At 66.1% G+C, this 24,957-nt stretch carries 25 protein-coding genes; 21 read left to right on the top strand and 4 right to left on the bottom strand.

All coding sequences use genetic code 11. From position 1 onward, the window contains the following. Positions 1–21: 21 nt before the first annotated feature. The 5 genes from pgsA to pdxS all read left to right on the top strand — a co-directional run bounded on the left by pgsA (position 22) and on the right by pdxS (position 4,879). Positions 22–705 (top strand): phosphatidylinositol phosphate synthase, encoded by a 684-nt coding sequence (gene pgsA, locus CH296_RS23095; RefSeq protein WP_032397954.1) that lies wholly within the window; start codon positions 22–24, stop codon positions 703–705. Beyond that, positions 702–1,607 carry a phosphatidylinositol mannoside acyltransferase gene (locus CH296_RS23090; RefSeq protein ID WP_094685806.1) on the top strand — a complete coding sequence of 302 codons (906 nt, stop codon included), beginning with the start codon at positions 702–704 and terminating at the stop codon, positions 1,605–1,607. The genes pgsA and CH296_RS23090 overlap by 4 nt, the downstream gene beginning before the upstream one ends. Next, positions 1,604–2,728, top strand: coding sequence for a glycosyltransferase family 4 protein (locus tag CH296_RS23085; protein ID WP_094685805.1), 1,125 nt, complete (start codon positions 1,604–1,606; stop codon positions 2,726–2,728). The genes CH296_RS23090 and CH296_RS23085 overlap by 4 nt, the downstream gene beginning before the upstream one ends. Further along, positions 2,728–3,753, top strand: a complete 1,026-nt coding sequence (locus CH296_RS23080) for an NUDIX domain-containing protein (protein ID WP_094685804.1) — start codon at positions 2,728–2,730, stop codon at positions 3,751–3,753. The genes CH296_RS23085 and CH296_RS23080 overlap by 1 nt, the downstream gene beginning before the upstream one ends. A 184-nt stretch (positions 3,754–3,937) precedes the next feature. Beyond that, the gene (gene pdxS, locus CH296_RS23075) at positions 3,938–4,879 is read left to right on the top strand and encodes a pyridoxal 5'-phosphate synthase lyase subunit PdxS (RefSeq protein ID WP_082073976.1); all 942 of its coding nucleotides are present in this window, start codon (positions 3,938–3,940) and stop codon (positions 4,877–4,879) included. A 10-nt stretch (positions 4,880–4,889) separates the two neighbouring features. Here the strand turns inward: pdxS and CH296_RS23070 are convergent, their stop codons facing one another. Beyond that, positions 4,890–5,540, bottom strand: a complete 651-nt coding sequence (locus CH296_RS23070) for a hypothetical protein (protein WP_230597014.1) — start codon at positions 5,538–5,540, stop codon at positions 4,890–4,892. Between the two features lie 41 nt (positions 5,541–5,581). Here CH296_RS23070 and CH296_RS23065 point away from each other — a divergent pair, with 41 nt between their 5' ends. The 12 genes from CH296_RS23065 to CH296_RS23010 all read left to right on the top strand — a co-directional run bounded on the left by CH296_RS23065 (position 5,582) and on the right by CH296_RS23010 (position 18,789). After that, positions 5,582–6,433: an acyl-CoA thioesterase II gene (locus CH296_RS23065; RefSeq protein ID WP_094630049.1), complete on the top strand. Its 852-nt coding sequence runs from the start codon at positions 5,582–5,584 to the stop codon at positions 6,431–6,433. Further along, positions 6,430–7,032, top strand: coding sequence for a pyridoxal 5'-phosphate synthase glutaminase subunit PdxT (pdxT, locus tag CH296_RS23060; protein ID WP_094630048.1), 603 nt, complete (start codon positions 6,430–6,432; stop codon positions 7,030–7,032). Before CH296_RS23065 ends, pdxT begins: the two co-directional genes overlap by 4 nt. A gap of 88 nt (positions 7,033–7,120) precedes the next feature. Next, complete coding sequence (locus tag CH296_RS23055) at positions 7,121–7,879, top strand: YebC/PmpR family DNA-binding transcriptional regulator (protein ID WP_032397960.1); 759 nt, start codon at positions 7,121–7,123, stop codon at positions 7,877–7,879. 107 nt (positions 7,880–7,986) lie between these two features. Next, complete coding sequence (gene ruvC, locus CH296_RS23050; RefSeq protein ID WP_032397961.1) at positions 7,987–8,604, top strand: crossover junction endodeoxyribonuclease RuvC; 618 nt, start codon at positions 7,987–7,989, stop codon at positions 8,602–8,604. Next, positions 8,601–9,206, top strand: coding sequence for a Holliday junction branch migration protein RuvA (gene ruvA / locus CH296_RS23045; RefSeq protein WP_045195348.1), 606 nt, complete (start codon positions 8,601–8,603; stop codon positions 9,204–9,206). Before ruvC ends, ruvA begins: the two co-directional genes overlap by 4 nt. A gap of 54 nt (positions 9,207–9,260) precedes the next feature. Beyond that, complete coding sequence (gene ruvB, locus CH296_RS23040; RefSeq protein ID WP_045199784.1) at positions 9,261–10,289, top strand: Holliday junction branch migration DNA helicase RuvB; 1,029 nt, start codon at positions 9,261–9,263, stop codon at positions 10,287–10,289. 138 nt (positions 10,290–10,427) lie between these two features. Further along, complete coding sequence (yajC, locus tag CH296_RS23035; RefSeq protein WP_094630047.1) at positions 10,428–10,838, top strand: preprotein translocase subunit YajC; 411 nt, start codon at positions 10,428–10,430, stop codon at positions 10,836–10,838. A gap of 161 nt (positions 10,839–10,999) precedes the next feature. Continuing rightward, positions 11,000–12,775: a protein translocase subunit SecD gene (gene secD / locus CH296_RS23030; RefSeq protein ID WP_179272742.1), complete on the top strand. Its 1,776-nt coding sequence runs from the start codon at positions 11,000–11,002 to the stop codon at positions 12,773–12,775. Position 12,776: 1 nt separating this feature from the next. Next, positions 12,777–13,958 carry a protein translocase subunit SecF gene (gene secF, locus CH296_RS23025; RefSeq protein ID WP_094682808.1) on the top strand — a complete coding sequence of 394 codons (1,182 nt, stop codon included), beginning with the start codon at positions 12,777–12,779 and terminating at the stop codon, positions 13,956–13,958. Positions 13,959–13,984: 26 nt separating this feature from the next. Continuing rightward, positions 13,985–15,688, top strand: coding sequence for an ABC transporter substrate-binding protein (locus CH296_RS23020; protein ID WP_094685803.1), 1,704 nt, complete (start codon positions 13,985–13,987; stop codon positions 15,686–15,688). Between the two features lie 5 nt (positions 15,689–15,693). Next, complete coding sequence (locus CH296_RS23015) at positions 15,694–16,224, top strand: adenine phosphoribosyltransferase (protein ID WP_373453533.1); 531 nt, start codon at positions 15,694–15,696, stop codon at positions 16,222–16,224. 72 nt (positions 16,225–16,296) lie between these two features. Further along, positions 16,297–18,789: a bifunctional (p)ppGpp synthetase/guanosine-3',5'-bis(diphosphate) 3'-pyrophosphohydrolase gene (locus CH296_RS23010; protein ID WP_179277799.1), complete on the top strand. Its 2,493-nt coding sequence runs from the start codon at positions 16,297–16,299 to the stop codon at positions 18,787–18,789. 67 nt (positions 18,790–18,856) lie between these two features. On the opposite strand, the gene CH296_RS23005 is transcribed toward CH296_RS23010, so the two are convergent. Both CH296_RS23005 and CH296_RS23000 read right to left on the bottom strand, forming a co-directional pair. After that, positions 18,857–19,654 carry a peptidylprolyl isomerase gene (locus CH296_RS23005; protein WP_094685802.1) on the bottom strand — a complete coding sequence of 266 codons (798 nt, stop codon included), beginning with the start codon at positions 19,652–19,654 and terminating at the stop codon, positions 18,857–18,859. Then, positions 19,651–20,514 carry a peptidylprolyl isomerase gene (locus CH296_RS23000; protein WP_094630044.1) on the bottom strand — a complete coding sequence of 288 codons (864 nt, stop codon included), beginning with the start codon at positions 20,512–20,514 and terminating at the stop codon, positions 19,651–19,653. The genes CH296_RS23005 and CH296_RS23000 overlap by 4 nt, the downstream gene beginning before the upstream one ends. A gap of 192 nt (positions 20,515–20,706) precedes the next feature. Here CH296_RS23000 and CH296_RS22995 point away from each other — a divergent pair, with 192 nt between their 5' ends. From CH296_RS22995 to CH296_RS22985, 3 genes are read left to right on the top strand one after another with little or no spacing between them, the layout of a single operon-like run. Beyond that, positions 20,707–21,399, top strand: coding sequence for an MBL fold metallo-hydrolase (locus CH296_RS22995; protein WP_094685801.1), 693 nt, complete (start codon positions 20,707–20,709; stop codon positions 21,397–21,399). A 2-nt stretch (positions 21,400–21,401) separates the two neighbouring features. After that, on the top strand, positions 21,402–22,673 hold the full coding sequence (hisS, locus tag CH296_RS22990; RefSeq protein ID WP_032397971.1) for a histidine--tRNA ligase: 1,272 nt from the start codon (positions 21,402–21,404) through the stop codon (positions 22,671–22,673). Further along, the gene (locus CH296_RS22985; protein ID WP_256980549.1) at positions 22,609–23,316 is read left to right on the top strand and encodes a hypothetical protein; all 708 of its coding nucleotides are present in this window, start codon (positions 22,609–22,611) and stop codon (positions 23,314–23,316) included. The genes hisS and CH296_RS22985 overlap by 65 nt, the downstream gene beginning before the upstream one ends. 7 nt (positions 23,317–23,323) lie before the next feature. Here CH296_RS22985 and CH296_RS22980 read toward each other — a convergent pair whose 3' ends face one another. Continuing rightward, positions 23,324–23,794, bottom strand: a complete 471-nt coding sequence (locus tag CH296_RS22980; protein ID WP_032397972.1) for a DUF3237 domain-containing protein — start codon at positions 23,792–23,794, stop codon at positions 23,324–23,326. A 125-nt stretch (positions 23,795–23,919) separates the two neighbouring features. Here CH296_RS22980 and CH296_RS22975 point away from each other — a divergent pair, with 125 nt between their 5' ends. Then, positions 23,920–24,948 carry an Rv2578c family radical SAM protein gene (locus CH296_RS22975; RefSeq protein WP_094630041.1) on the top strand — a complete coding sequence of 343 codons (1,029 nt, stop codon included), beginning with the start codon at positions 23,920–23,922 and terminating at the stop codon, positions 24,946–24,948. Positions 24,949–24,957: the final 9 nt, after the last annotated feature.

Here is a 24,957-nt window from a genome sequence, read left to right as displayed (position 1 = left end):
CAGGCGAGAGGAGCACGCGCCGTGCTGAGCATTTTCGGCCGTGCGCCGGTCTCGAAGGTGACCGCCCCGCTCGGGCGCGCCCTCAACAGCACCGGACTGACCCCCAACTCGGTGACGATCATCGGCACCGTCGTCACCGTGACCGCGGCGGTCACGATGTACCCCGCCGGCTACCTGTGGTGGGGCTCGATCGTCATCACCCTGTTCGTCCTGTTCGACATGCTCGACGGTGCCATGGCGCGGGCTCGGGGTGGTGGTACCAAGTACGGTGCCGTCCTCGATGCGACGTGCGATCGAGTGGCCGACGGTGCGATCTTCGGCGGATTGGCCTGGTGGGCCGTCTATTCCGAGCAGGACAAGCTGCTGCTGGTGGCCACCCTGATCTGCCTGGTCACCTCGCAGGTCATCTCGTACGCCAAAGCCCGCGCCGAGGCCAGCGGCCTGTCAGCGGACGGTGGTTGGATCGAACGACCGGACCGCCTCGTCATCGTTCTGGTCGGAGCTGGGCTCACCGGTGTCGGAAGACATTTCGACATTCCGTGGCTGGACAGCCTGATCTACCCGGCCATGTGGATTCTCGCCGCCCTGAGCATCGTCACCGTGTTCCAGCGCGTTCTCGCAGTTCGTGGATCCGAGGGTGCCCGTGACATCATCGTGCCTCCGGTGGCACCGGCACCCGACGACGGCGACGTGGCCGCGTCGTGAATCTCTCCGACAGAGCGAGCGACGCCGGCTACGCGGCCGGTTGGCGCCTGGTCCGGTCTCTGCCCGAGCCGGTGGCACGACGCCTGTTCGATCGCGGCGCAGACTTCGCGTCGACGCGCAACGGCGGCCCGGATCAGTTGCGTCGCAATCTCGCTCGCGTCCTGGGAACCACTCCCGCCGAGGTACCCGACGAGCTGATTCGCGACAGCCTGCGCTCCTACGCTCGATACTGGCGCGAGGCGTTTCGGTTGCCGTCGATGGATCTGGCCGCGCAGGCCGCCGTCATCGATCGGTGCGTGAACGGCAAGGAACATCTCGAGGGTGCGCTCGCGGCCGGTAAGGGAGTGGTCCTGGCTCTGCCGCACAGTGGCAATTGGGACATGGCCGGAATGTGGCTGGTGCGCACGCACGGAGGCCTCTCCACCGTTGCCGAACGGCTGAAGCCCGAATCCCTGTACCAGCGATTCGTCGCCTATCGAGAGAGCCTGGGCTTCGAGATATTCCCGCTCAGCGGCGGCGAGCAACCGCCTCTGCTCGCACTGTCCGAGAGACTGCGCCAGAACAAGGTCGTCTGCCTGCTCGGCGAGCGGGACCTCGCCAAGCACGGGGTGCCGGTCACCTTCTTCGGTGAACCGACCCGGATGCCTGCGGGCGCGGCGAAACTCGCGATCGACACCGGGGCGACGCTGCTCCCGGTGCACGGCTACTTCGACGGCGACGGCTGGGGATTCGACATCTCGCCCGCAGTGGATGTCTCGGCCGGGGTCGGGCCTGCCACCCAGACGTTGGCCGATCATTTCGCAGCCGGAATCCGAGCCCATCCGGCGGATTGGCACATGCTGCAGCCGTTGTGGATGAGCGACTGGTCGTCCGATCGACGCGCCCGAATCGAGGGCGCGTGAAGATCGGCATGGTGTGCCCGTACTCGTTCGACGTTCCCGGTGGAGTGCAAGCACACGTTCAGCAGTTGGCCGAGGTGTTCATCGAACGCGGGCATCGCGTCAGTGTCCTGGCTCCGGCGTCCGACGATGTCGAGCTACCGGACTTCGTGGTGTCGGCGGGCGAGGCTCTCGCCATTCCGTACAACGGATCCGTCGCACGGCTGCGATTCGGACCGATCACGTATTCTCGAATCCGGAAGTGGATCTCCGACAACGACTTCGACGTGCTGCACATCCACGAACCGAACGCGCCGAGCCTGTCGATGCTGGCGCTCAAGGCCGCGGACGGCCCGATCGTGGCGACCTTCCACACCTCGACGACGAAGTCCCTGGTGCTCAGCACCTTTCAAGGAGTGCTGCGTCCGTACCACGAGAAGATCAGCGGCCGTATCGCCGTGTCGGAACTCGCCCGGCGCTGGCAGGTCGAGGCCCTCGGCTCCGACGCCGTGGAGATCCCCAACGGAGTCGACGTGCCCGCATTCGCCGATGCCCCTGTGCTGGAAGGCTATCCACGCGCCGGTCGCACGGTGCTCTTCCTCGGCCGTTTCGACGAACCGCGCAAAGGAATGGCAGTCCTGCTCGGCGCTCTGCCCACACTCGTCGAATCCCACCCCGACATCGAGATCCTGATCGTCGGCCGTGGCGACAAGGACAAGCTACGCAAGGACGCGGGCGCACTCGCGTCGCACCTGACGTTTCTGGGGCAGGTCGACGATGCGACCAAGGCATCCGCGATGCGCAGCGCCGACGTCTACTGCGCACCGAACCTCGGCGGTGAGAGCTTCGGCATCGTCCTGGTCGAGGCCATGGCCGCCGGAACACCGGTGGTGGCAAGCGAACTCGACGCCTTCCGACGGGTCCTGCGGGACGGCACGTGCGGACTCCTCGTTCCGATCGACGACTCCGCTGCCCTCGCCGTCGCCGTCTGCTCGATCCTCGGCGACGATGCCGTCCGTGCACGTCTGGTCGACGCCGCCTCCGTGGCTGTCACCACCTACGACTGGCCCGTCGTCGCCGAGCAGATCCTGCGTGTCTACGAAACCGTCACCCTCGGGGGCCAGAAGGTGCGGGCAGCGAACTGATGACCTTCTCAGCGCTCACGATTCTGGTACTCGGGCTGATCGCCGTACTGATCCTCGTCGTCGGCCTGTGGGCCTACGGAACGGCGAACCGACTCGACCGCCTACACGTGCGCACCGACCTCGCCTGGCAGGCGCTCGATGCAGCACTCGCCCGCCGTGCCGTCGTCGCGCGCGCGGTGTCCGCGGCGACCCGGGACTCGGCCCCGTCGAGCAGAGAACTCGCTGCGTTGGCCGATCGGGCCGAACGCGTCGACCGGTCACAGCGTGAAGAGGCCGAGAACGCGGTGTCCATGGCTCTGGCCGTCGTCGAACCGAACGACTTGCCCCCGCAACTGGTCGCCGAACTGGCCGACGCCGAGGCCCGCGTGTTGATCGCACGACGGTTTCACAACGACGCAGTTCGCGACACCCTTGCCCTGCGCGTCAGACGTCCCGTCCGTTGGTTGCACCTCGGCGGAACCGCGGCACTGCCGTCGTACTTCGAGATCGCCGAGCGGTCTGCTGCCGCGACGTTCGGCAGCGAGAACCGCGCCACCCCGAGAACGTCCGCGCGGGTGGTGCTGCTCGACGAGCGCGGTCGCGTACTGCTGCTGCGCGGACACGATCCGACGGTTCCCGACACCTTCTTCTGGTTCACCATCGGTGGGGCAGTGGAGAAGGGCGAATCGCTCCGCGAGGCAGCGGTGCGGGAGGTACACGAGGAGACCGGCCTGACCATTGCTCCGGCCGACCTGCGCGGTCCGCTGTGGCGTCGGGTTGCGACGTTCCCGTTCAACGGAACTCTGATCCGCTCGGAAGAATTGTTCTTCGCGACCCGGACGCAGGAGTTCGAACCGCACAGTGCTGGTTTCACCGATTTCGAACGCCGCACCGTGACCGGCCATCAATGGTGCACCGAGGCCGACATCCGTGCGCTGAGCGCGGTCGGCGAGAACGTCTATCCCCAGGACCTGGCGGAACTGCTCGACGAGGTCAACGTGGCTCTCGCTCGACGCGGTGATCCGGACGTGCGCGCTATCCGCTAGCGATCTGGACCCTTTTCGAGCAGTCCAGCAATCGTCAAGTGGTTATGGGAAACCGTCGCGTCGAGGCCTACAGTTCTGGGCGCGACTTCGCGCCGCGTGCGATCGTCCTCGATTACCGCGGCTGAGCGTGGTCGCGTGTATCAGTCCGGAGCACCGGTTCGGTGCCCAGAACACAGGAGTCGGCTTGAGTACCCCACACGCATCCACTACACCCGCTGGATCCGCCGAAGGCGGGGCGGCCGAGAACGGAATCGGCACCGCACGCGTCAAGCGAGGAATGGCCGAGATGCTCAAGGGCGGCGTCATCATGGACGTGGTCACCGCCGATCAGGCCAAGATCGCCGAGGACGCAGGAGCCGTGGCCGTCATGGCACTCGAGCGCGTCCCCGCCGACATTCGCGCGCAGGGCGGGGTGTCGCGAATGAGCGATCCCGACATGATCGACAGCATCATCTCCTCGGTCAGCATCCCGGTGATGGCGAAGGCCCGCATCGGCCACTTCGTCGAAGCACAGATCCTGCAGAGCCTCGGCGTCGACTACATCGACGAGTCCGAGGTGCTCACCCCGGCCGACTACGCGAACCACATCGACAAGTGGAACTTCACCGTTCCCTTCGTCTGTGGTGCCACCAACCTGGGTGAGGCAATGCGCCGAATCACCGAGGGCGCGGCCATGATTCGCTCCAAGGGCGAGGCCGGAACCGGCGACGTCTCGAACGCGACGACGCACATGCGCAAGATCCGTGACGAGATCCGTCGCCTCACCTCGCTTCCCGAGGACGAGCTGTACGTGGCGGCGAAAGAACTGCAGGCCCCGTACGACCTCGTCGTCGAGGTCGCCCGGGCCGGCAAGCTGCCCGTCACCCTGTTCACCGCGGGCGGCATCGCCACTCCCGCAGACGCAGCGATGATGATGCAGCTCGGTGCCGAGGGCGTGTTCGTCGGATCGGGAATCTTCAAGTCCGGCAACCCCAAGGAACGCGCCGAGGCGATCGTCAAGGCCACCACGTTCTTCGACGACCCCGATGTGCTCGCCAAGGTCTCGCGCGGTCTCGGCGAGGCGATGGTCGGAATCAACGTCGACGACCTCCCCGTCGGACACCGTCTCGCCGAGCGCGGTTGGTGACGGTTTTCGATCAGTTGCGTTCGAGGGCCGGGCGGTCGGGATGGTCCCAGCGGACCAGGAAGTCCGGCCGCCCGGCCGCGTGGTCGAGGCCGTCGTAGTACTCGAGCAGCGGGGCGCAGGTCCACTGATCGTCGGCGCTCGTTCTGCGGCGTAATGCGCTGCCGGACAGGCGTAGATGCACCGACAGATCGACGTCCAATCCGCGGCCGAGCAGCATCGGTCCCGCGATCAGGACTATCTGATTCGTTGCTGCCGAGGCGCTGCGGGCTCGCGCCGAACGATCGGTGGCCTCATCCCACAGTCGCGGCAGGAAGTGACCTCCGCCACCGGGGCGTAGTGGGGCGATGACCTCTCTGACGAGGGCGTCGTAGTCGAACCACAGTGTGCGATAGCTCAATTCGTCGGTGCGCGAGTACTCGAATCGAATGGACGCAGGTCGGACGTAGTCGTGCAGGTCGACGACGGCAGCCGGACGGCCCCGAGAGCGGGCGTGTTCGGCTGTGCGCGTTGCGAACTCGACCGGCCGCGCGGCATCCGCGCCGTCGATCACGACGATCGATCGGGCACCGTCCCGGCACGAATCGACGATCGACTCGACGAGAAGGTCGGGAAATATCGGCATCGGTTGACCCACGCCGACCATCTTGCCTGGTCCGATCATTGTTAGCCTGAGCCGTTGTCACAGAAAGGTGGACACCAGCCATGGCCAGCATCGAGGACATTCTCGAATTGGAACGGATCGAGAACGACATCTATCGGGGACGGACCTTTCCTTCTCGGCTGCCCCGTACGTTCGGCGGTCAGGTTGCGGGCCAGGCGCTCGTTGCTGCGGTGCGCACGGTGGACCCCGAGTTTCGTGTGCACTCGCTGCACGGCTACTTCCTGCGTCCGGGCAATCCGAACGAGCCGGCGGTGTTCATGGTGGACCGGATTCGCGACGGACGGTCGTTCTGCACCCGCCGCGTCACCGGCATTCAGCACGGCAAGGCGATCTTCACGATGTCCGCCTCGTTCCACGGCGACGACGACGGCATTTCGCACCAGGACGTCATGCCCGAGGTCGTCGGGCCGGACACCCTGCCCGATCCCACCACCCTCGCCGAGTACGACCACTCCTACTACAAGGAGTGGTCCGAGTGGGACATCCGTCTCATTCCCGAGGACCAGACCGTCAAGCATCCCAGTTTCGCTGCGCAACAACGTGTCTGGTTCCGCTACCGCGACACCTTGCCCGACGACCAGGTCTTCCATGTGTGTGCGCTGGCCTACATGAGCGACATGACGCTGCTCGGATCGGCCAAGGTTCCGCACCCGGACGCCGTCACTCAGACGGCCTCGCTCGATCATGCGCTGTGGTTCCTGCGGCCCTTCCGGGCCGACGAATGGTTGCTCTACGACCAGACGTCTCCGTCGGCAGATTTCGGGCGGGCGCTGACGCAGGGACGAATCTTCGATACGTCCGGCCGGTTGGTCGCCGCGGTGGTGCAAGAGGGGTTGATGCGTTACGAGCGGGACCCCGACGCGCCCCATGTCGATCCCTTCGGCCGCAAGTGAGCGCTCCGACCATCGGTGTTCTCGCCCTGCAGGGCGACGTTCGCGAACACCTGGCTGCGCTCGAATCGAGCGGTGCACGCGGTGTCACGGTGCGTCGGCCCGCCGAGCTCGCGCAGATCGACGGACTCATCGTCCCCGGCGGGGAATCGACGACCATGAGCAACCTGCTCGGCGTGTTCGACCTTCTCGATCCACTGCGTGCTCGGTTGGCCGAGGGACTGCCCGCCTACGGTTCGTGCGCGGGCATGATTCTGCTGGCCTCCGAGATCCTCGACACCAGGCCCGACGCCCGGCATCTCGATGCGCTCGACATCACCGTCCGGCGAAACGCCTTCGGGCGCCAGGTCGATTCCTTCGAGACCGATCTCGATGTCACCGGCGTCGACGGCGGACCGGTGCGGGCGGTGTTCATTCGCGCGCCCTGGGTCGAGCGGGTGGGCGAGGATGTCGAGGTGCTCGCCACCGTGCCGCACGGCCCGGCTGCCGGACGCGTGGTGGCCGTTCGCCAGAACTCCGTCATGGCGACGAGCTTCCATCCCGAGGTCACCGGGGACGATCGCGTTCACGCACTCTTCGTCGACATGGTGCGACGCCGCTAGAATCCCTCGGCGGTCGGTCGGTGCCGAGCGCGGTACCGGGCGAGTAAAGTCGACAACACTGATTTCGAGCAGGAAGGGGCCCTATCGCATGAGCGGCCACTCAAAATGGGCCACCACCAAGCACAAGAAGGCGGTGATCGACGCCCGACGCGGCAAGTCTTTCGCCAAGCTCATCAAGAATATCGAGGTGGCGGCCCGCACGGGTGGTGGTGACCCGACGGGCAATCCGACCTTGTACGACGCCATCCAGAAGGCGAAGAAGACGTCGGTCCCCAACGACAACATCGAGCGCGCGCGCAAGCGCGGAGCGGGCGAGGAAGCCGGCGGTGCCGACTGGCAGACCATCATGTACGAGGGCTACGGCCCCAACGGTGTCGCCATTCTGATCGAGTGCCTCACCGACAACCGCAACCGCGCCGCGGGCGAGGTACGCGTGGCGATGACCCGCAACGGTGGGAACATGGCCGATCCGGGATCGGTGTCCTACCTGTTCTCCCGTAAGGGCGTCGTCACCCTGGAGAAGAACGGGCAGAGCGAGGACGACGTGCTCATGGCCGTCCTCGAAGCCGGCGCCGAGGAAGTCAACGACAACGGCGATACGTTCGAGGTCGTCAGCGAGCCGACCGACCTGGTCGCGGTGCGCACCGCGTTGCAGGAGGCCGGAATCGACTACGACTCGGCCGAGGCGAGCTTCCAGGCATCGGTCAACGTCCCGGTCGATGCGGACGGTGCCCGCAAGGTGTTCAAGCTCATCGATGCCCTCGAGGACAGCGACGACGTCCAGAACGTGTGGTCCAACGTCGACCTCTCCGACGAGGTCATGGCCGAGCTCGACGACGAGGACTGACGCCCCTCGCATCCGACGACGTGTTCGACCGGGTGTCGTATCCCTGATCCAGCGGTGGGCTCCGCTACGCTATCGAACAACAGTTCGTAAGCGGAAGGTGTGGTGGCGTGCGGGTGATGGGTGTCGACCCCGGTCTCACCAGGTGTGGGCTCAGTCTGATCGAGGGTGGTGTGGGCCGAACGGTGGTCGCCCTCGATGTCGATGTGGTGCGAACGCCTGCGGACATGGATCTGGCGCAGCGGTTGCTGGCGATTTCCGAGGCCGCGGAGTACTGGCTCGACACCCACAAGCCCTCGGTGGTGGCCATCGAGCGAGTCTTCGCTCAGCACAACGTGCGTACGGCCATGGGTACGGCCCAGGCCGGTGGCGTCATCGCCCTCGCGGCGGCCAGACGCGGCATCGACGTCTGCTTTCACACTCCCAGTGAGGTCAAGGCCGCCGTCACGGGCAACGGCTCGGCCGACAAGGCTCAGGTGACCGCGATGGTCATGCGCATTCTCGGTCTGCAGACGGCACCGACTCCCGCCGACGCCGCCGACGCGCTGGCCCTCGGCATCTGTCATTGCTGGCGAGCGCCCATGATCGCCCGCATGGCCAAGGCCGAGGCCATGGCCGCCGAACAGAAACGCAAGTACGACGCTCGTCTGGCCGAGGAGCGCAAAGCTCGCGCCGTCGTGGCACGCAGGATCGAGAAAATGGCCAAGAAGGAGGCGGGCGCCCGATGATCGCGTCGATCAGGGGCTCGGTGTTCGACATCGCGCTCGATCACGCCGTGCTGGAGGCTGCGGGCGTCGGGTACCGCGTCAACGCCACGCCGGCCACGTTGGCCACTTTGCACCGGGGGAGCGAAGCGACCCTCCTGACGACCATGATCGTGCGCGAGGATTCGCAGACGCTGTACGGATTCCCCGACAAGGAGTCGCGGGAGCTGTTCGAGTTGCTCCTCACCGTGACCGGCGTCGGCCCGCGGATCGCCATGGCAACTCTTGCCGTACACGAGCCCGACGCACTGCGAACTGCGTTGGCCGACAGTGATATCGGAGCACTGACCAGGGTTCCCGGTATCGGTAAGCGCGGCGCGGAGAGAATGGTCGTCGAGCTGCGCGACAAGGTCGACGCAGTGGTCGGACGCGCAGGAAGCGCGGCCGTGCCGGGATCCGGAGTCGGCAACTCGATGCGAGACCAGATCGTCGAGGCGCTGATCGGTCTCGGATTCCCCGTGAAACAGGCCGAGGAAGCGACCGACGCGGTGCTCGCTCAGCAGCCCGAGGCCACGACGTCGACCGCGCTGAGGTCGGCGCTGGCATACCTCGGAAAGTCCAGGTAGGCCCGGGTGACCGAGGAAGATCGGTTCGCAGAATCCCAGGTCGGTGCGGACCCGATGTCCGACGACCTGGATGTCGAGACGAGTCTGCGTCCGAAGAACCTCACCGATTTCATCGGTCAACCTCGGGTGCGGGAGCAGCTGCAGCTCGTGTTGTCGGGTGCCAAGATGCGCGGCGGAACCCCCGATCACATCCTCATGTCCGGGCCGCCGGGCCTCGGCAAGACCAGTATGGCGATGATCATCGCCGCCGAGTTGGGAACCTCGCTGCGGCTCACGTCGGGTCCGGCGCTCGAGCGGGCAGGCGATCTCGCAGCGATGCTCAGCAACCTGGTCGAAGGCGACGTGCTGTTCATCGACGAGATCCATCGCATCGCTCGCCCGGCCGAGGAGATGCTGTATCTGGCGATGGAGGATTTCCGCGTCGACGTCATCGTCGGCAAGGGGCCGGGAGCGACGTCGATTCCACTCGAGGTCGCACCGTTCACCCTCGTCGGTGCCACCACCAGGTCGGGTGCGCTCACCGGACCGCTGCGCGACCGGTTCGGATTCGTGGCGCACATGGATTTCTACGAGCCGAACGAACTCGAGCGCATCCTCATGCGGTCCGCGGGAATCCTGGGTGTGCCGATCGATCGGGACGGATGCGCGGAGATCGCCGGGCGCTCGCGTGGCACCCCCCGTATCGCGAACCGATTGCTCCGCCGAGTCCGCGACTACGCGGACGTGCGCGGCGACGGCACCGTCACTCAGGACACCGCGAAGGCCGCCCTGGTGGTGTACGACGTCGACAAACTCGGGCTCGATCGACTCGACCGCGCCGTACTGAGCGCGCTCATCCGGAGCTTCGGCGGAGGGCCGGTGGGTGTGTCCACGCTGGCCGTCGCCGTCGGGGAGGAACCGTCGACGGTCGAGGAAGTGTGCGAGCCGTTCCTGGTACGTGCCGGAATGATCGCCCGTACCCCCCGCGGGCGCGTCGCGACCGCTGCTGCGTGGCAACACCTCGGTCTGACGCCGCCACCGGATCTCGCGGTGGGTGGAATTTCGGTCCGATCCTCGGAGGTCCAGCAGGGATTATTCGAATGAATCGGGCACAACAGGACACGAACGGACCGGACCGGTTCCAGGTAATGGCACACTGGGTAGCTGCGAGGCCCGCACCGGCGACGCTCTCGCACGAGACAATGACGTATTTCGAACCCGACTTCGAGGACTGACCTTCCGATGGATTTGCTGTTCCCGCTGCTGATCGTGGCACTTCTGGTACCGCTGTTTCTCAATGCGCGTCGACAGAAGAAGGTGTTGGCCAAGACAACGGAAATGCAGGACTCGCTGAAGATCGGTGACGAGGTGGTCACCACCGCAGGCCTGTACGCCCGAGTGGTCCTGGTCGAGGACGACACCATCGATCTGGAGATCGCCGACGGCGTGATCACCACCTGGTCGCGTGCAGTGGTACGTGAGGTTCTGCCCGACGACTCCGAGTTCGACGACACCGACCTCGACGCCACCACCGAGTCGGACATCACGGCGCTCGGCTCGAACGACACCGCTGGACCGTCGCTGAGCAAGGCGGACGTGAGTCGGCCGGACGAGACCATCGAGCAGACGTCGAAGAGGCTGGAAAAAGAGTGAGCAGGATGTGATCGAAACCGCTGTCGGAGACAGTATCCGGCAGCGGTTTTCTCTGCGGTGACCGATGTGGTGCACAATCGCACCGCTCATCGCCGACACATCGGGCCGCCAGGCCCTGCAGGAACCGACACTTTTCATCGCCCAGAGGAGAAACACACACCGTGGCACCTTCCAGCGGACCGGTGCAACCCGCCCGCTATCTCGCCGTTTTCGCGGTGCTGATGGCAGCGGTGTACGCCATGGTCTTCTTCACCGGAGACAAAGACCCCTCGCCGAAGTTGGGAATCGACCTGCAGGGCGGCACGCGCGTGACACTCACCGCGCGGACACCCGACGGCAACGCGCCGACGCAGGACAGCCTGAAGCAGGCGCAGCAGATCATCGAGACTCGTGTCAACGGTCTCGGTGTCTCGGGCTCCGAGGTGGTCATCGACGGCGACAATCTCGTCATCACGGTGCCCGGCGACGACAGCTCCCAGGCGCGCACTCTCGGGCAGACGGCGCGACTGTTCATTCGACCGGTTCTGAGCTCGGTAGCTCCGTCGGCAGGCGAGGGAGCAGGTTCGCAGCAGGCCCCGGTCGACCCGGCCGCGCCGGTCGATCCTGCTGCACCGGCAGACCCTGCTGCTTCGGCCGATCCGGCTGCGCCCGCAGACCCGGCCACTCCGCAGAACCGGGTGTTCCCGGCGCAGGATCCGACCACGGTCGATCCGGCTCCCGCCCCCACCACCGATGCGCCCGCCACCGACGCACCGGCGGCAGACGATCCCGCCACCGACGCGAACCTGTCCGACGCCGAGCGCGCAGCGCAGGAGATCGCCGACGCCAAGACGCTCCGACAGAGCGAGGATCCGCAGATCCAGCAGCTGGCCATGCAGTCCCTCGATTGCAACGCCGCCGACCCGCTCGCAGGCAACGACGATCCGGCGCTTCCCCTGGTGGCGTGCTCGACCGACGGAACAGCGGTCTACCTGCTGGGTCCGACGATCATCGACGGCCAGCAGATAGCCGACGCGACCTCCGGCTTCGACAGTCAGCAGGCCCAGTTCCAGGTCAGCCTGACGTTCGACACGGACGGCTCGAACACCTGGGCTCAGTTCACCGCGGCCAATCTCCAGAAGCAGGCCGCGTTCGTACTGGACTCGAAGGTGATCAGTGCGCCGGTCATTCAGGGGGCCACCCCTGCAGGCAGCGCCACCTCGATCACCGGCAACTTCAACAACCAGACCGCGTCCGAGCTCGCCAACACCCTCAAGTACGGCTCCCTGCCGCTGTCCTTCGTGTCCTCCGAGGCCGAGACGGTGTCGGCAACGCTGGGCTTGGCCTCTCTGGAAGCCGGACTGCTGGCCGGTGCCATCGGACTGGCTCTGGTGTTGGTCTACTGCCTGCTCTACTACCGGGCCCTCGGGCTGCTCACTGCGCTGTCGTTGGCGCTGGCCGGTCTCGTCGTCTACGGAATCATCGTTCTGTTGGGTCGATGGATCAGCTTCACGCTCGACCTCGCCGGCATCGCCGGCCTGATCATCGGTATCGGCATGACCGCTGACTCGTTCGTTGTGTTCTTCGAGCGCATCAAGGACGAGATCCGGGAGGGCCGCAGCTTCCGATCGGCGGTTCCTCGCGGTTGGGCACGCGCACGCAAGACGATCCTGTCGGGCAATGCGGTCAGCTTCATCGCCGCCGCAGTGCTCTACGTGTTGGCCGTCGGTCAGGTCCGCGGCTTCGCGTTCACGCTCGGGCTCACGACGATCCTGGACATCATCGTCGTGGTGCTGGTGACGTGGCCGCTGGTGTACCTGGCGTCGAAATCCACGTTCTGGTCCAAGCCGTCCGTCAACGGTCTCGGTGCCGTCCAGCAGATCGCGCTCGAACGCAAGCGCGCAGCCAACAAGGCACTCGCCGTCAAGACCGGCGCTGCGCCGTCGAAGGAGGCATGACATGTCGGACACGACCACGTCGACCCCATCGCCCCTCGACGACTCGGGTGTCGATCAATCCGCCCAGCCCAAGCACAGCTGGTTGTCCAGGCTGTACACCGGTACCGGTGCCTTCGACATCGTCGGTCGTCGCCGGTTCTACTACATCCTCACCGGCGTCATCGTGCTGGTGTGCCTGCTGAGCTTCGTCGTCCGCGGCTTCACCCTCGGTATCGATTTCGAGGGCGGAACGCGGATTGCGCTGCCCGCGGCCGACAACATCACCACCGAGCAGGTCGAAACCGTGTACGACGACTCGCTCGGCATGCCGCCGGTGTCGGTGCAGACCGTCGGTTCGGGTGCCGCAGCAACGGTGCAGATTCGCTCCGAAGCACTCGACCCCGCCGAAGTGGACACCCTTCGCCAGGCGTTGTTCGAGGCATTCCAGCCGCAGGACAACTCCGGTACCGCGACCCCCAACGCCATCAGTGTGTCCGACGTCAGTGAGACGTGGGGTAGCCAGATCACCCAGAAAGCCCTGATCGCACTCGTGGTCTTCCTGGTGATCGTCAGCATCTACATCGGTGTCCGATACGAGCGAGACATGGCGTTGGCGGCGCTGGCCGCCCTGGCATTCGACCTCCTCGTGACCGCAGGCGTGTACTCGCTCGTCGGGTTCGAGGTGACGCCTGCAACCGTGATCGGCTTGTTGACGATCCTCGGTTTCTCTCTGTACGACTCGGTGGTGGTGTTCGACAAGGTCGAGGAGAACACTCGCGGCATCCTCAACCTGCATCGCAAGACGTACGCCGAACAGGCCAACCTGGCCGTCAACCAGACCCTGATGCGCTCGATCAACACCACCGTTATCGGTGTCCTCCCGGTGATCGCACTGATGATCATCGCGGTGTGGCTGCTCGGAGTGGGCACGCTGAAGGACCTGGCTCTGGTACAGCTGGTCGGCATGATCGTCGGTGCCTACTCGTCGATCTTCTTCGCCACTCCGTTGCTGGTGACGCTCAAGGAGAAGTGGGGTCCCGTCGCAGTTCACACGCGCAAGGTCCACTCCAAGCGCGCCGAAGCGGCAGCTCGTGCCGCAGGCCACGCTCCGGAACCGGTGGCCGTCGGTGTGGCCGCCCCGAAGGCGTCGGCTCCGCAGCCGGGCAACCGGCCCACCGGAAAGCGAAACAAGAAGCGACGGTAGATGTCCATCCTCGACAGGGACGGAGAGTGCACGTGAAACGACGGTGGAGCGCGGCACTGGTGGCAGCGAGTGTCGGTGCGGTGTCCATCACTGCGTGCTCGTCGCCCGAAGACAAGGTGCCCTCGATCGGCTATTCGTTCGACAATGTGGTCGACACCTACAACGCGAGAACCGTCGACGGCGCGGCGTCGGGAGCCCGGCAGGCGTTCACTCGGGTGCAGGTGGGCTTCAGCTATCTCGGGCCCGAGGGAGACGCGTTGTCGGACAACGACATCGGAACCGTGTCCGTGGTTCCCGGCGACACCCTGACCGTGCAGTACTCCATCGCCCCCGCGGCGACGTACTCGGACGGTGCGCCGATGGCCTGTGACGATCTGGTGTTGGCGTGGGCGGCGAACAGTGGAAAGTTCGCCACCGACCGCCCCCTGTTCGACGCGGCGTCGACGGCCGGGTACTCCGACATCGAGCGCATCGATTGCGTACCGGGGGCCAAGGAAGCGACGGTCGTCTTCGCGTCCGGTCGCAGCTACCAGAACTGGCGTGCCCTGTTCGGAGCCACCGACCTGCTACCGGCACATGTCGCGGCTCGCGCAGCGGGCGTGCCGAACGTCGTCGATCCCATCCTGGCCGAGGACGACGACGTGGTGACCCGTATCGCCGACTTCTGGAACACCGGCTGGACCCTGACACCGGGCTCGATCGACCTCGCGCTACTGCCCTCGGCCGGCCCCTACCGCATCGAGTCCTACACCGCCGAGGACGGTCTCGTGCTCGTGGCGAACGACGCCTGGTGGGGAAACCCACCCCAGACCCAGCAGGTGGTGGTCTGGCCCAAGGGCACCGACCTGGCCGCGAAGTCCGCGGACGGATCGTTGGACGTGATCGACCACGGTGCCGGTGCCGTCGACCTCGGGACCACCGAGGGATTCACGACGACCGAGGAACCGTCGCGGGGCGTCGAGCAGTTGACGTTCGCCACCCAGGGGGTGCTGGCCGATGCGAGTGCTCGTCGAGCCGTGGCCGCGTGCATCCCGCGGTCGGACCTGTTCGACACTCTGGGTCACCCCGGTTTCGAGGCGGAGGCGGCGGGTCTGGGTTCGGGCGTCGTCGACTCTCGTCTCGTCCAGCCCGACACGCTCGAGTATCCGTCGGTCGCAACGGTGGTGGGCGATCGATACCAGCGCTCGGACCTGGACCAGGCGAGCCGAGAACTCGAGGCTGCGGGCGTTAATGCTCTGACCGTTCGTGTCGGTTACCGGGGACCGGACGCGCGCCGCGCCCAGGTGGTGAGTCGCATGGCTGCCGATTGCGCGGCTGCGGGCATCACCGTCGAGGACGCGAGCTCACCGGACTTCACACCGTCCGCACTGCGCGCCGGGGCCGTCGACGCCGTGCTCGGTAGCAGCGGATCCCTTCCCGGACCGTCGGGTTCTGCTGCCGCGGTCACCGCACGGTATTCGTTGCGGACGGGAATCGGCCTGAACGTCGGCGGATACAGCAACGGCAGGATCGATTCCATCGTCGATCAGTTGGCGGTGACCGACGACCCCGAGCGAGTGCTGGCTCTGGCCACCGAGGGTGAGAACATCCTGTGGAACGACATGCCGTCGCTTCCCCTGTACAACGAGCCACGGACCACCGTCGTCAGCGACGGCATGCAGGACGTGGTGCCCAACCCGACGGCCGCAGGTGCCGGTTGGAACATGGATCGGTGGGTGCTTCTTCGATGAACGACGTGGACGAGCGAGCGGGTGCTGCCGCCGCGGTGACCAGGCTGACGCGGTGGGTCGACGACTTCCCCGTCGCGGGCGTTCGTTTCGGCGATCTGACGCCGGTGTTCGCGGACGGACCGGCGTTACGCAGTGTCGTGTCGGAGCTGGCGCAGGGTTTCGAGGACGTCGACCTGGTGGCGGGTATCGATGCACGGGGGTTCCTGCTCGGTGCCGGAGTTGCCCTCGAACTCGGGTGCGGTGTGCTGGCGGTGCGCAAGGCGGGCAAGCTGCCGCCTCCGGTGCATTCACGGTCGTACGAACTCGAGTACGGAACCGCCGCACTGCAGATCCCGACTGCGATCGACGTGGCCGGAAAACGAGTGCTCGTGGTCGACGACGTGCTGGCGACCGGCGGTACCGTCGATGCAACGGCTCGGTTGTTGACCGAGCAGGGAGCGGTGATCGTCGGTGCCGCTGTCGTTCTCGAGATCGCCGTTCTGGGCGGGCGCGACAAGTGCAGTGGCTACCCGCTCGGCTGCCTGGTTCGAGTATGAGGACTAAAGTCTCTGTCACAATGCGTTGACGTTTCGACGACAGCGCGGAATGTGTGGCAGGAGGTGATGAGAGTGACCCGATACATCGATCAACCCTTGCCCGACGGGCCTGCCGTCCCCGAGCGGCCCGTAGTTGCCGATCGGACCGGAGTTGCCGATCGGACCGGAGTCGACGTCGTCACGACCGACGAGTCCGCGTCCGATGGTGTCCGCCCGGCCGTCGACGCTCCGGTTCCCCACGGCCCGGTTCCCCACGACCCGGCGGCGACCGATTCGCAGGCTCCGTCCGGAACCCGTAATTCGGCACCCGTTCCCACCTCCGCGTCGAGGCGGGTCCGCGCACGCCTGGCGCGCCGCATCACCGCTGGGCGCAGCGCGGCGGTCAAACCGGTGCTCGAGCCACTCGTCAGCCTGCACCGTGAGCTCTATCCCAAGGCAGACCTGACGCTGCTGCAGCGGGCCTACGACGTTGCCGACGAGCTGCACGCCTCGCAGATGCGCAAGTCCGGCGATCCCTACATCACGCATCCGCTCGCCGTGGCCAACATTCTGGCCGAGCTGGGGATGGACACGACAACGCTGGTTGCAGCTCTGCTGCACGACACGGTCGAGGACACCGGATACTCGCTCGCCAAGCTGACCGAGGAGTTCGGCGACGAGGTGTCCCATCTCGTGGACGGGGTGACCAAACTCGACAAGGTCGTGCTCGGAACCGCAGCCGAGGGCGAAACGATCCGCAAGATGATCATCGCGATGGCGCGAGATCCGCGGGTGTTGGTCATCAAGGTCGCCGACCGGTTGCACAACATGCGCACCATGCGGTTCCTTCCCCCGGAGAAGCAGGCGCGCAAGGCCAAGGAGACGTTGGAAGTCATTGCGCCGCTTGCCCATCGGCTCGGAATGGCCACGGTCAAGTGGGAGCTCGAAGACCTGGCGTTCGCGATTCTTCATCCCAAGAAGTACGACGAGATCGTGCGGCTCGTCGCCGATCGGGCACCGTCCCGCGACACCTACCTCGAGAAGGTTCGGGCCGAGATCAACGCGACGCTCGCCGCGTCGAGAATCAGCGCGGTCGTCGAGGGTCGCCCGAAGCATTACTGGTCGATCTACCAGAAAATGATCGTCAAGGGTCGCGACTTCGACGACATCCACGACCTCGTGGGCGTCCGAATTCTGTGCGACGAGATCCGTGACTGTTACGCCGCTGTCGGCGTGGTGCATTCGCTGTGGCAGCCGATGGCGGGCCGTTTCAAGGACTACATCGCGCAGCCGCGTTACGGCGTCTACCAGTCGCTGCACACCACGGTGATCGGACCGGAGGGCAAGCCCCTCGAGGTGCAGATTCGTACGCGCGACATGCACCGCACAGCCGAGTTCGGCATCGCGGCACACTGGCGGTACAAGGAGACCAAGGGCAAGCACTCGCAGGACAACGCCGAGGTCGACGACATGGCGTGGATGCGCCAGTTGCTCGACTGGCAGCGAGAAGCCGCCGATCCGGGGGAGTTCCTCGAGTCGCTGCGCTACGACCTCGCGGTCAAGGAGATCTTCGTCTTCACCCCCAAGGGCGACGTCGTCACCCTGCCTGCCGGATCGTGCCCGGTCGACTTCGCGTACGCCGTGCACACCGAAGTGGGACATCGCTGCATCGGCGCGCGGGTCAACGGTCGACTCGTCGCCCTGGAACGAACACTCGACAACGGTGAAGTGGTCGAGGTGTTCACCTCGAAAGCCGCCACCGCAGGCCCGAGTCGGGACTGGCAGGGATTCGTCGCCTCACCGCGAGCCAAGACCAAGATTCGCCAGTGGTTCGCCAAGGAGCGTCGCGAGGAAGCCCTGGAGGCAGGCAAGGACGGCATCGCCAAGGAGGTCCGTCGAGGCGGACTTCCCCTGCAGCGCTTGATGAATGCCGAGTCCATGTCGGCGATCGCGCACGAGCTACGGTACGTCGATGTCTCCGCTCTCTACACCGCGGTCGGCGAGAATCACGTATCCGCTCGCCACGTGGTGCAGCGGTTGGTCGCCCATCTCGGTGGAGTCGGCGACGTCGAGGAAGAGCTCGCCGAGCGGTCGACACCGTCGACCATTCCCACTCGACCCCGTCAGGTCGGCGACGCGGGCGTGCTGGTCACCGGTGCCGAGGGCGTCGTCGCGAAACTCGCGAAGTGCTGTACGCCGGTGCCGGGAGACGAGATCCTCGGATTCGTCACCCGTGGTGGATCGGTGAGTGTCCACCGCACCGACTGCACCAATGCACGATCGCTGGAAGAGCAGTCCGAGCGGTTCATCGAGGTTCAGTGGGCACCGTCGGCGTCCTCGGTGTTCCTGGTCGCCATCCAGATCGAGGCACTGGACCGTCACCGACTGCTCTCCGACGTCACCAAGGCGCTCGCCGACGAGCGAGTCAACATTCTCTCGGCATCGGTTGCCACGTCCGGGGACCGGGTGGCGATCAGCAAGTTCACGTTCGAGATGGGTGACCCGAAGCACCTCGGGCACGTGCTGAACGTCGTGCGCAACGTCGAGGGCGTGTACGACGTGTACCGGCTGACGTCGGCCGCCTGAGCGGTCCGGAGAACGACGAGAGGGTGAGCAGAGAATCTCTGCTCACCCTCTCGTCGTTCGATCGGAGCTACACCGTTGCCGATTCCACGATCACCGGAGTCGCCGGTGCGCCGTCTTCCGAGCCACCGGTCACCCCGCCCGCTGCGATGGCGTCCAGGGTTTGCAGACCGGCGTCCGAGATGGTGCCGAACACCGTGTATTGCGGCGGCAGCACCGAATCGGCGTACACCAGGAAGAACTGGCTGCCGTTGGTGTCGGGGCCGGCATTGGCCATCGCCAGCGTTCCGCGGGGGTAGACCACCGGGTTCTCGGCCTGCGCCGGATCGTCCGTGTACGCGGTGGTGGGGTACTCGTTGGCGAAGGTGTATCCCGGTCCGCCTCGACCGGAACCGGACGGGTCACCGCACTGCAGTACCTCGAGGCCTGGTGACGTCGTCAGTCGATGACAGGGCGAGCCGTCGAAGTACCCCTGCTCGACGAGGCTCACGACACTGTTGACCGTGCACGGTGCTGGTGTCCGGTCCAGTGTGATGCCGATCGGACCTGCAGTGGTGGACAACGTCACATCGACGGTTCCGTACACGTCGACGTTGTCGGTAGCCGGAGCGGTGACCTGCTTGACGGCCGGAGACTGCTCCGGATACGAGCAGGAGACCGTGTCGGTCGTCGGCTGCGGCACGGGCGGCAGAGCCCCGAAACGGGACAGATCGAGTGCAGGCCGCGGCGCGGGTGCTTCGGTTGTCGTGGTGGTCGTCGACGACGGCGTGGTGGCCGGCGCTGCTGCCGGTTCGGTCGAACCGGAACACCCTGCGAGAACCAGCGCGGTGGCCGAGATCGCGATCGTCAGAGCCCAGGTGCGGTTCACAGGTCGCTCAACATGGACGTGATGTCGACCGGTTCGGCGGGGGCTCCGTCGGACGCGCCGCCTTCGACTCCCTTGGCCGCGATGGCGTCGAGGGTGGCGAGTCCGGTCTCGTCGATGGTGCCGAACGCGGTGTAGGCGGGCGGCAGTTCGGAATCGCCGTAGACGAGGAAGAACTGGCTGCCGTTGGTTCCCGGGCCCGCATTGGCCATGGCCAACGTTCCACGTGGGTAGGAGATCGGGGTCTGCGCGGCAGGGTCGCCTTCGGCGAACGTATCGGTGGGGAATTCGTCGGCGAACTGGTAGCCCGGTCCGCCGGAGCCGGTGCCGGTAGGATCGCCGCACTGGAGAACCTGCAGACCCGCGCCCGTGGTGAGTCGATGGCAGGTGGTGCCGTCGAAGTAACCCTGATTGGCGAGCGAGACGAAACTGTTGACCGTGCAGGGAGACTCGGGGTTGTTCAGCGTCAGACCGATGTTTCCCGCAGTCGTGGTCATGCTGTAGCTCAGCGGCTCGTCGCTGGTCGGCACGTTGTCGGTACGCGGGGGAGTGTTCGGCTTGGCCGCAGGCCCCGCCGCGGCGGGGTAGGAGCAGTTCACCGTCTCGGGCAACGGCTCGGTGCGTCCGGCTGCGATGATCGAATCGGCGGGTGCCGACGTCGAGGATTCCTGGGCGGTACTGGCATCGTCGTCACCGCGGGTCACCACGAACACGACCGAGACGACGGCCACCACCGCAACGACGCCGAGAATGGAACCGGCGATCGTCAATTGCTTACGACGCCGGGCTCGTTCGGCACGGCGTACGAGTTGGCGTTCGAGCTTTCGTTTGGCAGCCTCGCGCCGTTGCTCGTTGCTGGGCAATTCGTGTTCCTCCCGCTTGTCGAAAAACGACCTCGCCCGCTCGCTGCACGGACCGATCGTGTGGTAACCGGCCGAGAATCGGCCAACGCGAGTTTGCCATCACTGCCTGAGAGCATGCTGGGGGGACCCGACGGGATCGGCCCCACTAAGCTTGTTCGGTACTTCGGCCTCAGCCATTTAGGAGCGTTTGTCTTGCTCGTCACCGGATTCCCCGCAGGCATGTTTCAGACGAACTGTTACATCCTGGCCCAGGACGACGCGTCCGAGTGCGTCGTCGTCGATCCCGGTCAGGACGCCGCGGATCCGCTGATCGACTTCCTGACGCAGTCCTCGCTCACCCCCACCGCAGTACTGCTCACGCACGGCCATCTGGACCACACGTGGTCGGTGGAGCCGATCTGCACAAAGTACGGCATCCCGGCGTACATCGCACCCGAGGACCGCTACATGCTGGCCGATCCGATCAAGGGAACCGGCCCGACGTTGGCGGCGGTACTGGGCGACCTCGAGTTCCACGAACCGGCCGAGGTGATCGAGCTCACGGACGGTCGACGGCTCGAACTCGCCGGAATCGAATTCACGGTGGTACACACCCCCGGGCACACTCAGGGATCGGTGGTGTTCCTCGCTCACGCCGACGGGCCCGACGGCTCGGTTCCGTTGGCTCTGACCGGGGACACCCTCTTCGCGGGGTCGATCGGGCGCACCGATCTGCCCGGCGGCGATCACGATCAACTGCTGCGCTCCATCGCGACTCGGCTGCTCCCTCTGAGCGACGACACGGTGGTGCTCCCGGGACACGGCGGACAGAGCTCGATCGGCCAGGAGCGCGCATCCAACCCGTTCCTCGTTGGACTCACCGACCCCGGGCAAGGAAAGCTGTGAGCGTGAGCAAGCCGACCGCCTTTTCCGCGCCCAAGGGCATTCCCGATTACTTCCCGCCCAACTCGGCCGAGTTCGTCGCCGTACGCGAAGGGTTGCTCGACGCAGCCCGCACCGCCGGCTACGGCCACATCGAACTGCCGATCTTCGAAGACACCGGCCTGTTCGCCCGTGGGGTCGGGGAGTCGACCGATGTGGTGAGCAAGGAGATGTACACCTTCTCCGATCGCGGAGACCGATCGGTGACGCTGCGCCCCGAGGGCACCGCCGGAGTCATGCGCGCGGTGATCGAGCACGGACTGGATCGGGGAGCGCTACCGGTCAAGTTGGCCTACGCCGGGCCGTTCTTCCGCTACGAACGCCCGCAGGCCGGCCGCTACCGGCAGCTGCAGCAGGTGGGGGTCGAGGCGATCGGCGTCGACGACCCTGCACTGGATGCCGAGGTCATCGCCGTGGCCGACGCCGGTTTCCGGGCCCTGGGTCTGACCGGCTTCCGGCTCGAGATCACCTCGCTCGGCGACGACACCTGTCGACCGCAGTACCGAGAGCTGTTGCAGCAGTTCCTGTTCGCCCTTCCGCTCGACGAGGACACTCGCCGACGTGCCGAGATCAACCCGCTTCGTGTGCTCGACGACAAGCGGCCCGAGGTGCGCGCGATGACCGCGGACGCACCGCTGATGCTCGATCACCTCTCGGATTCGGCGAAGGAACACTTCGACGAAGTGCTGGCCTACCTGGACGTGATGAACGTCCCGTACCTGGTGAACCCGCGAATGGTGCGTGGCCTCGACTACTACACCAAGACGACGTTCGAATTCGTGCACGACGGACTCGGCGCACAATCGGGCATCGGCGGCGGCGGCCGCTACGACGGTTTGATGGAACAGCTCGGCGGGCAGGCGCTCTCCGGAATCGGGTTCGGCCTCGGGGTCGACCGCACGGTGCTGGCCCTGGCCGCCGAGGGCAAGACTGCGGGCGCGACGGCACGATGCCAGGTCTTCGGTGTTCCGATGGGTGCCGGTGCGAAGCTGGCGATCGTCGACATCGCGGCTCAGCTACGCGAACGAGGAATAGCGGTGGACATGGCTTACGGGAATCGCGGAATCAAGGGTGCCATGAAGGCCGCCGACCGATCCGGAGCACGTTTCGCGTTGGTGCTCGGGGATCAGGAACTCGCTGCCGAAGCGGTTCTGGTGAAGGACCTTTCGAACGGTGAGCAGGACACCGTTCCGATGGCCGACGTGGTCGACGCCCTCGGAGCGCGTCTTGCCCGGTGAGTCCCCGCCCGGTGACTCCCGGTCCAACGCGGGGCCGGTAGCACTGGACCTGGTCTCGGTGGAGTTCCTGAAACCGCGCCTGCGCAAGATCATGGTCGGGTCGGCGGCGATCGGGATCGTTGTCGCCGTCGTGCTGGCGCTGTTCGCGCCGGTGTGGGTCGCAGTTCTCGTCGGAGTGATCGTCGGCGGTCCCGCGGTACTGTCCGGCTGGCTCGGTCTGCGCCGCCGGATTTGGCTCGACGGTCCGCAACTGTGTGCACGAGGGTTGCGCACGCGCCGACTGAAGATGCCGGAGGTGGTGACCGCCGAACTGACCATTCGGACGGCCGGAATCGATCAGATCTCGCTACGGCTCTACGACGGGCGTACCCACGTCGTGGTTCCGCTTGCGCTCTACACCAGGGACGGGGGCCGGGAACTGCCGATTCTGTCGTTGCGCACCCTCGCCGACTCGCTGTGGACCACCGAGTTGGTGCCGGCTGCGGCGATCGCATCGGTGCTGGTCGATCAGCTGCGCGCCGAGGCACGCGACGCCGGGCTCGACCAACGGCCGCTCTACCGCGCCGTCGAACTCGTCCGTAGCAAGGGACGAACTCCGCAGGCGACTCTGACCGACCGGGAGGTCGCCCACCTGCTCGACTGAGCCGGGATCAGGTGACCAGGAATGCGTCGAGTACGACGGCTTCGGCCGAGCGAGATCCGGACGTGACGACGAGCGCACGGTTGAGATAGGTGAACTTCGGGACCGCGGTCGACACGCGAAGGGTGCCGCGGAAGTAGTACGTGGCGGGGTCCACCTCACGCTCGGGATCGTTCAGAGCGTCGATCACCTCGGCCGGCCCGAACTGAACTCCGCGGTAGTCGAGCGAGAGATAACCGCCGGTTGCCAACTCCAGGACGAGGTCGGTGCTGAACTCGGTGCATCCGTCGGGCCGCGTCACGCTGACGACGGTCGACCCGGCGGCGAGGGTGCCCTCGATGTCGGGGCCGGGAGCTGCGCCGCCGAGCACGGTGGTGACCACCCGCTCACCGGCCGGCACCGAGCCGATGTCGATTCCCGGTCCGAGGGTGAGGCCGAGACGCAGAATCGGCTCGAGGGTCGGTGTGTTCGGGGCGGTCACTTGTGGTGCACTCCTAGGATCGGCTGGGGACCTACGCTATCGCCTTCCGGTGACCATGCCCGAGCGGGGATCCGCGGGGGAGAGCCGCCCTTGACACGACATAGAACAAATGTTCGACTGTGTGCATGCGATGGGCCGGCCAGACTCTCGATGCCGCGGACGACGGGGCGCTACCGGGGCTCGAGCGATCGGGACTGGTCCGCAGCGTCCAGACGCCCGAGTTCGAGGGCATCACCTTCCACGAAGTGTTGTGCAAGAGCGCTCTGAACGAAGTGCCGAGCGAATCTCAGGTGCCCTTCTCGTGGACCGTCAATCCGATGCGCGGGTGCTCGCACGCATGTCGATACTGCTTCGCCCGCCCGACGCACGAATATCTGGATCTGAACTCCGGCAACGACTTCGACTCGCAGATCGTCGTGAAGACGAACGTTGCTGCGGTACTGCGCAAGGAACTCGCGCGCCGGTCGTGGAAACGGGAGCCGGTGGCGCTCGGGACCAACACCGACCCCTATCAGCGCGCGGAAGGGCGATATCGGTTGATGCCGGGGATCATTCGAGCATTGGCCGAATCCGGGACGCCGTTCTCCATTCTCACCAAGGGCACACTGCTGCGGCGTGATCTGCCCCTGTTGACGCTGGCTGCGCAGCAGGTGGAGGTGCAGGTGAGCATCAGCCTGGCCATTCACGATGCCGACCTGCAGAAGCAGCTCGAGCCCGGAACCCCCAGTCCACGAGCGCGATTGGATCTCGTTCGTGCGGTCCGCGACGCGGGCCTGGACTGCGGCGTTCTGGTGGCACCGGTGATTCCGTTTCTCACCGACGGGGCCAAGCAGTTGGACGGCCTCATCGGTGCCCTGGCAGAGGCGGGTGCGACAACCGTGACGGCGCTGCCGATGCATCTGCGTTCGAGCACCAAGGACTGGTACATGAGCTGGCTGGTGAAGGAGCACCCCGCGTTGGTGCGTCGATACCGTCAGCTCTACGGACACGGGGCCTATGTGACTCCGGAGTACAAGCAGTGGCTCAAAGCGAGAATCGATCCGCTGCTCGACACCTACGGGTTCGCCGCCGAGCAGACCCGCTCGCTGCCCGCCAACGAGCCCGCCGAACCCCGAGCACCGGTGACCTCGGGGCCGGCTCTCACCCTGTTCTGAGCTGGATGA

It is taken from the genome of Rhodococcus sp. 14-2496-1d, from assembly GCF_002259365.1.
In the GTDB taxonomy this organism is placed as follows: Bacteria; Actinomycetota; Actinomycetes; order Mycobacteriales; family Mycobacteriaceae; genus Rhodococcoides.
Note: the sequence above shows the minus strand (reverse complement) of the source record. Positions and strands in the feature narration are given on the sequence as shown.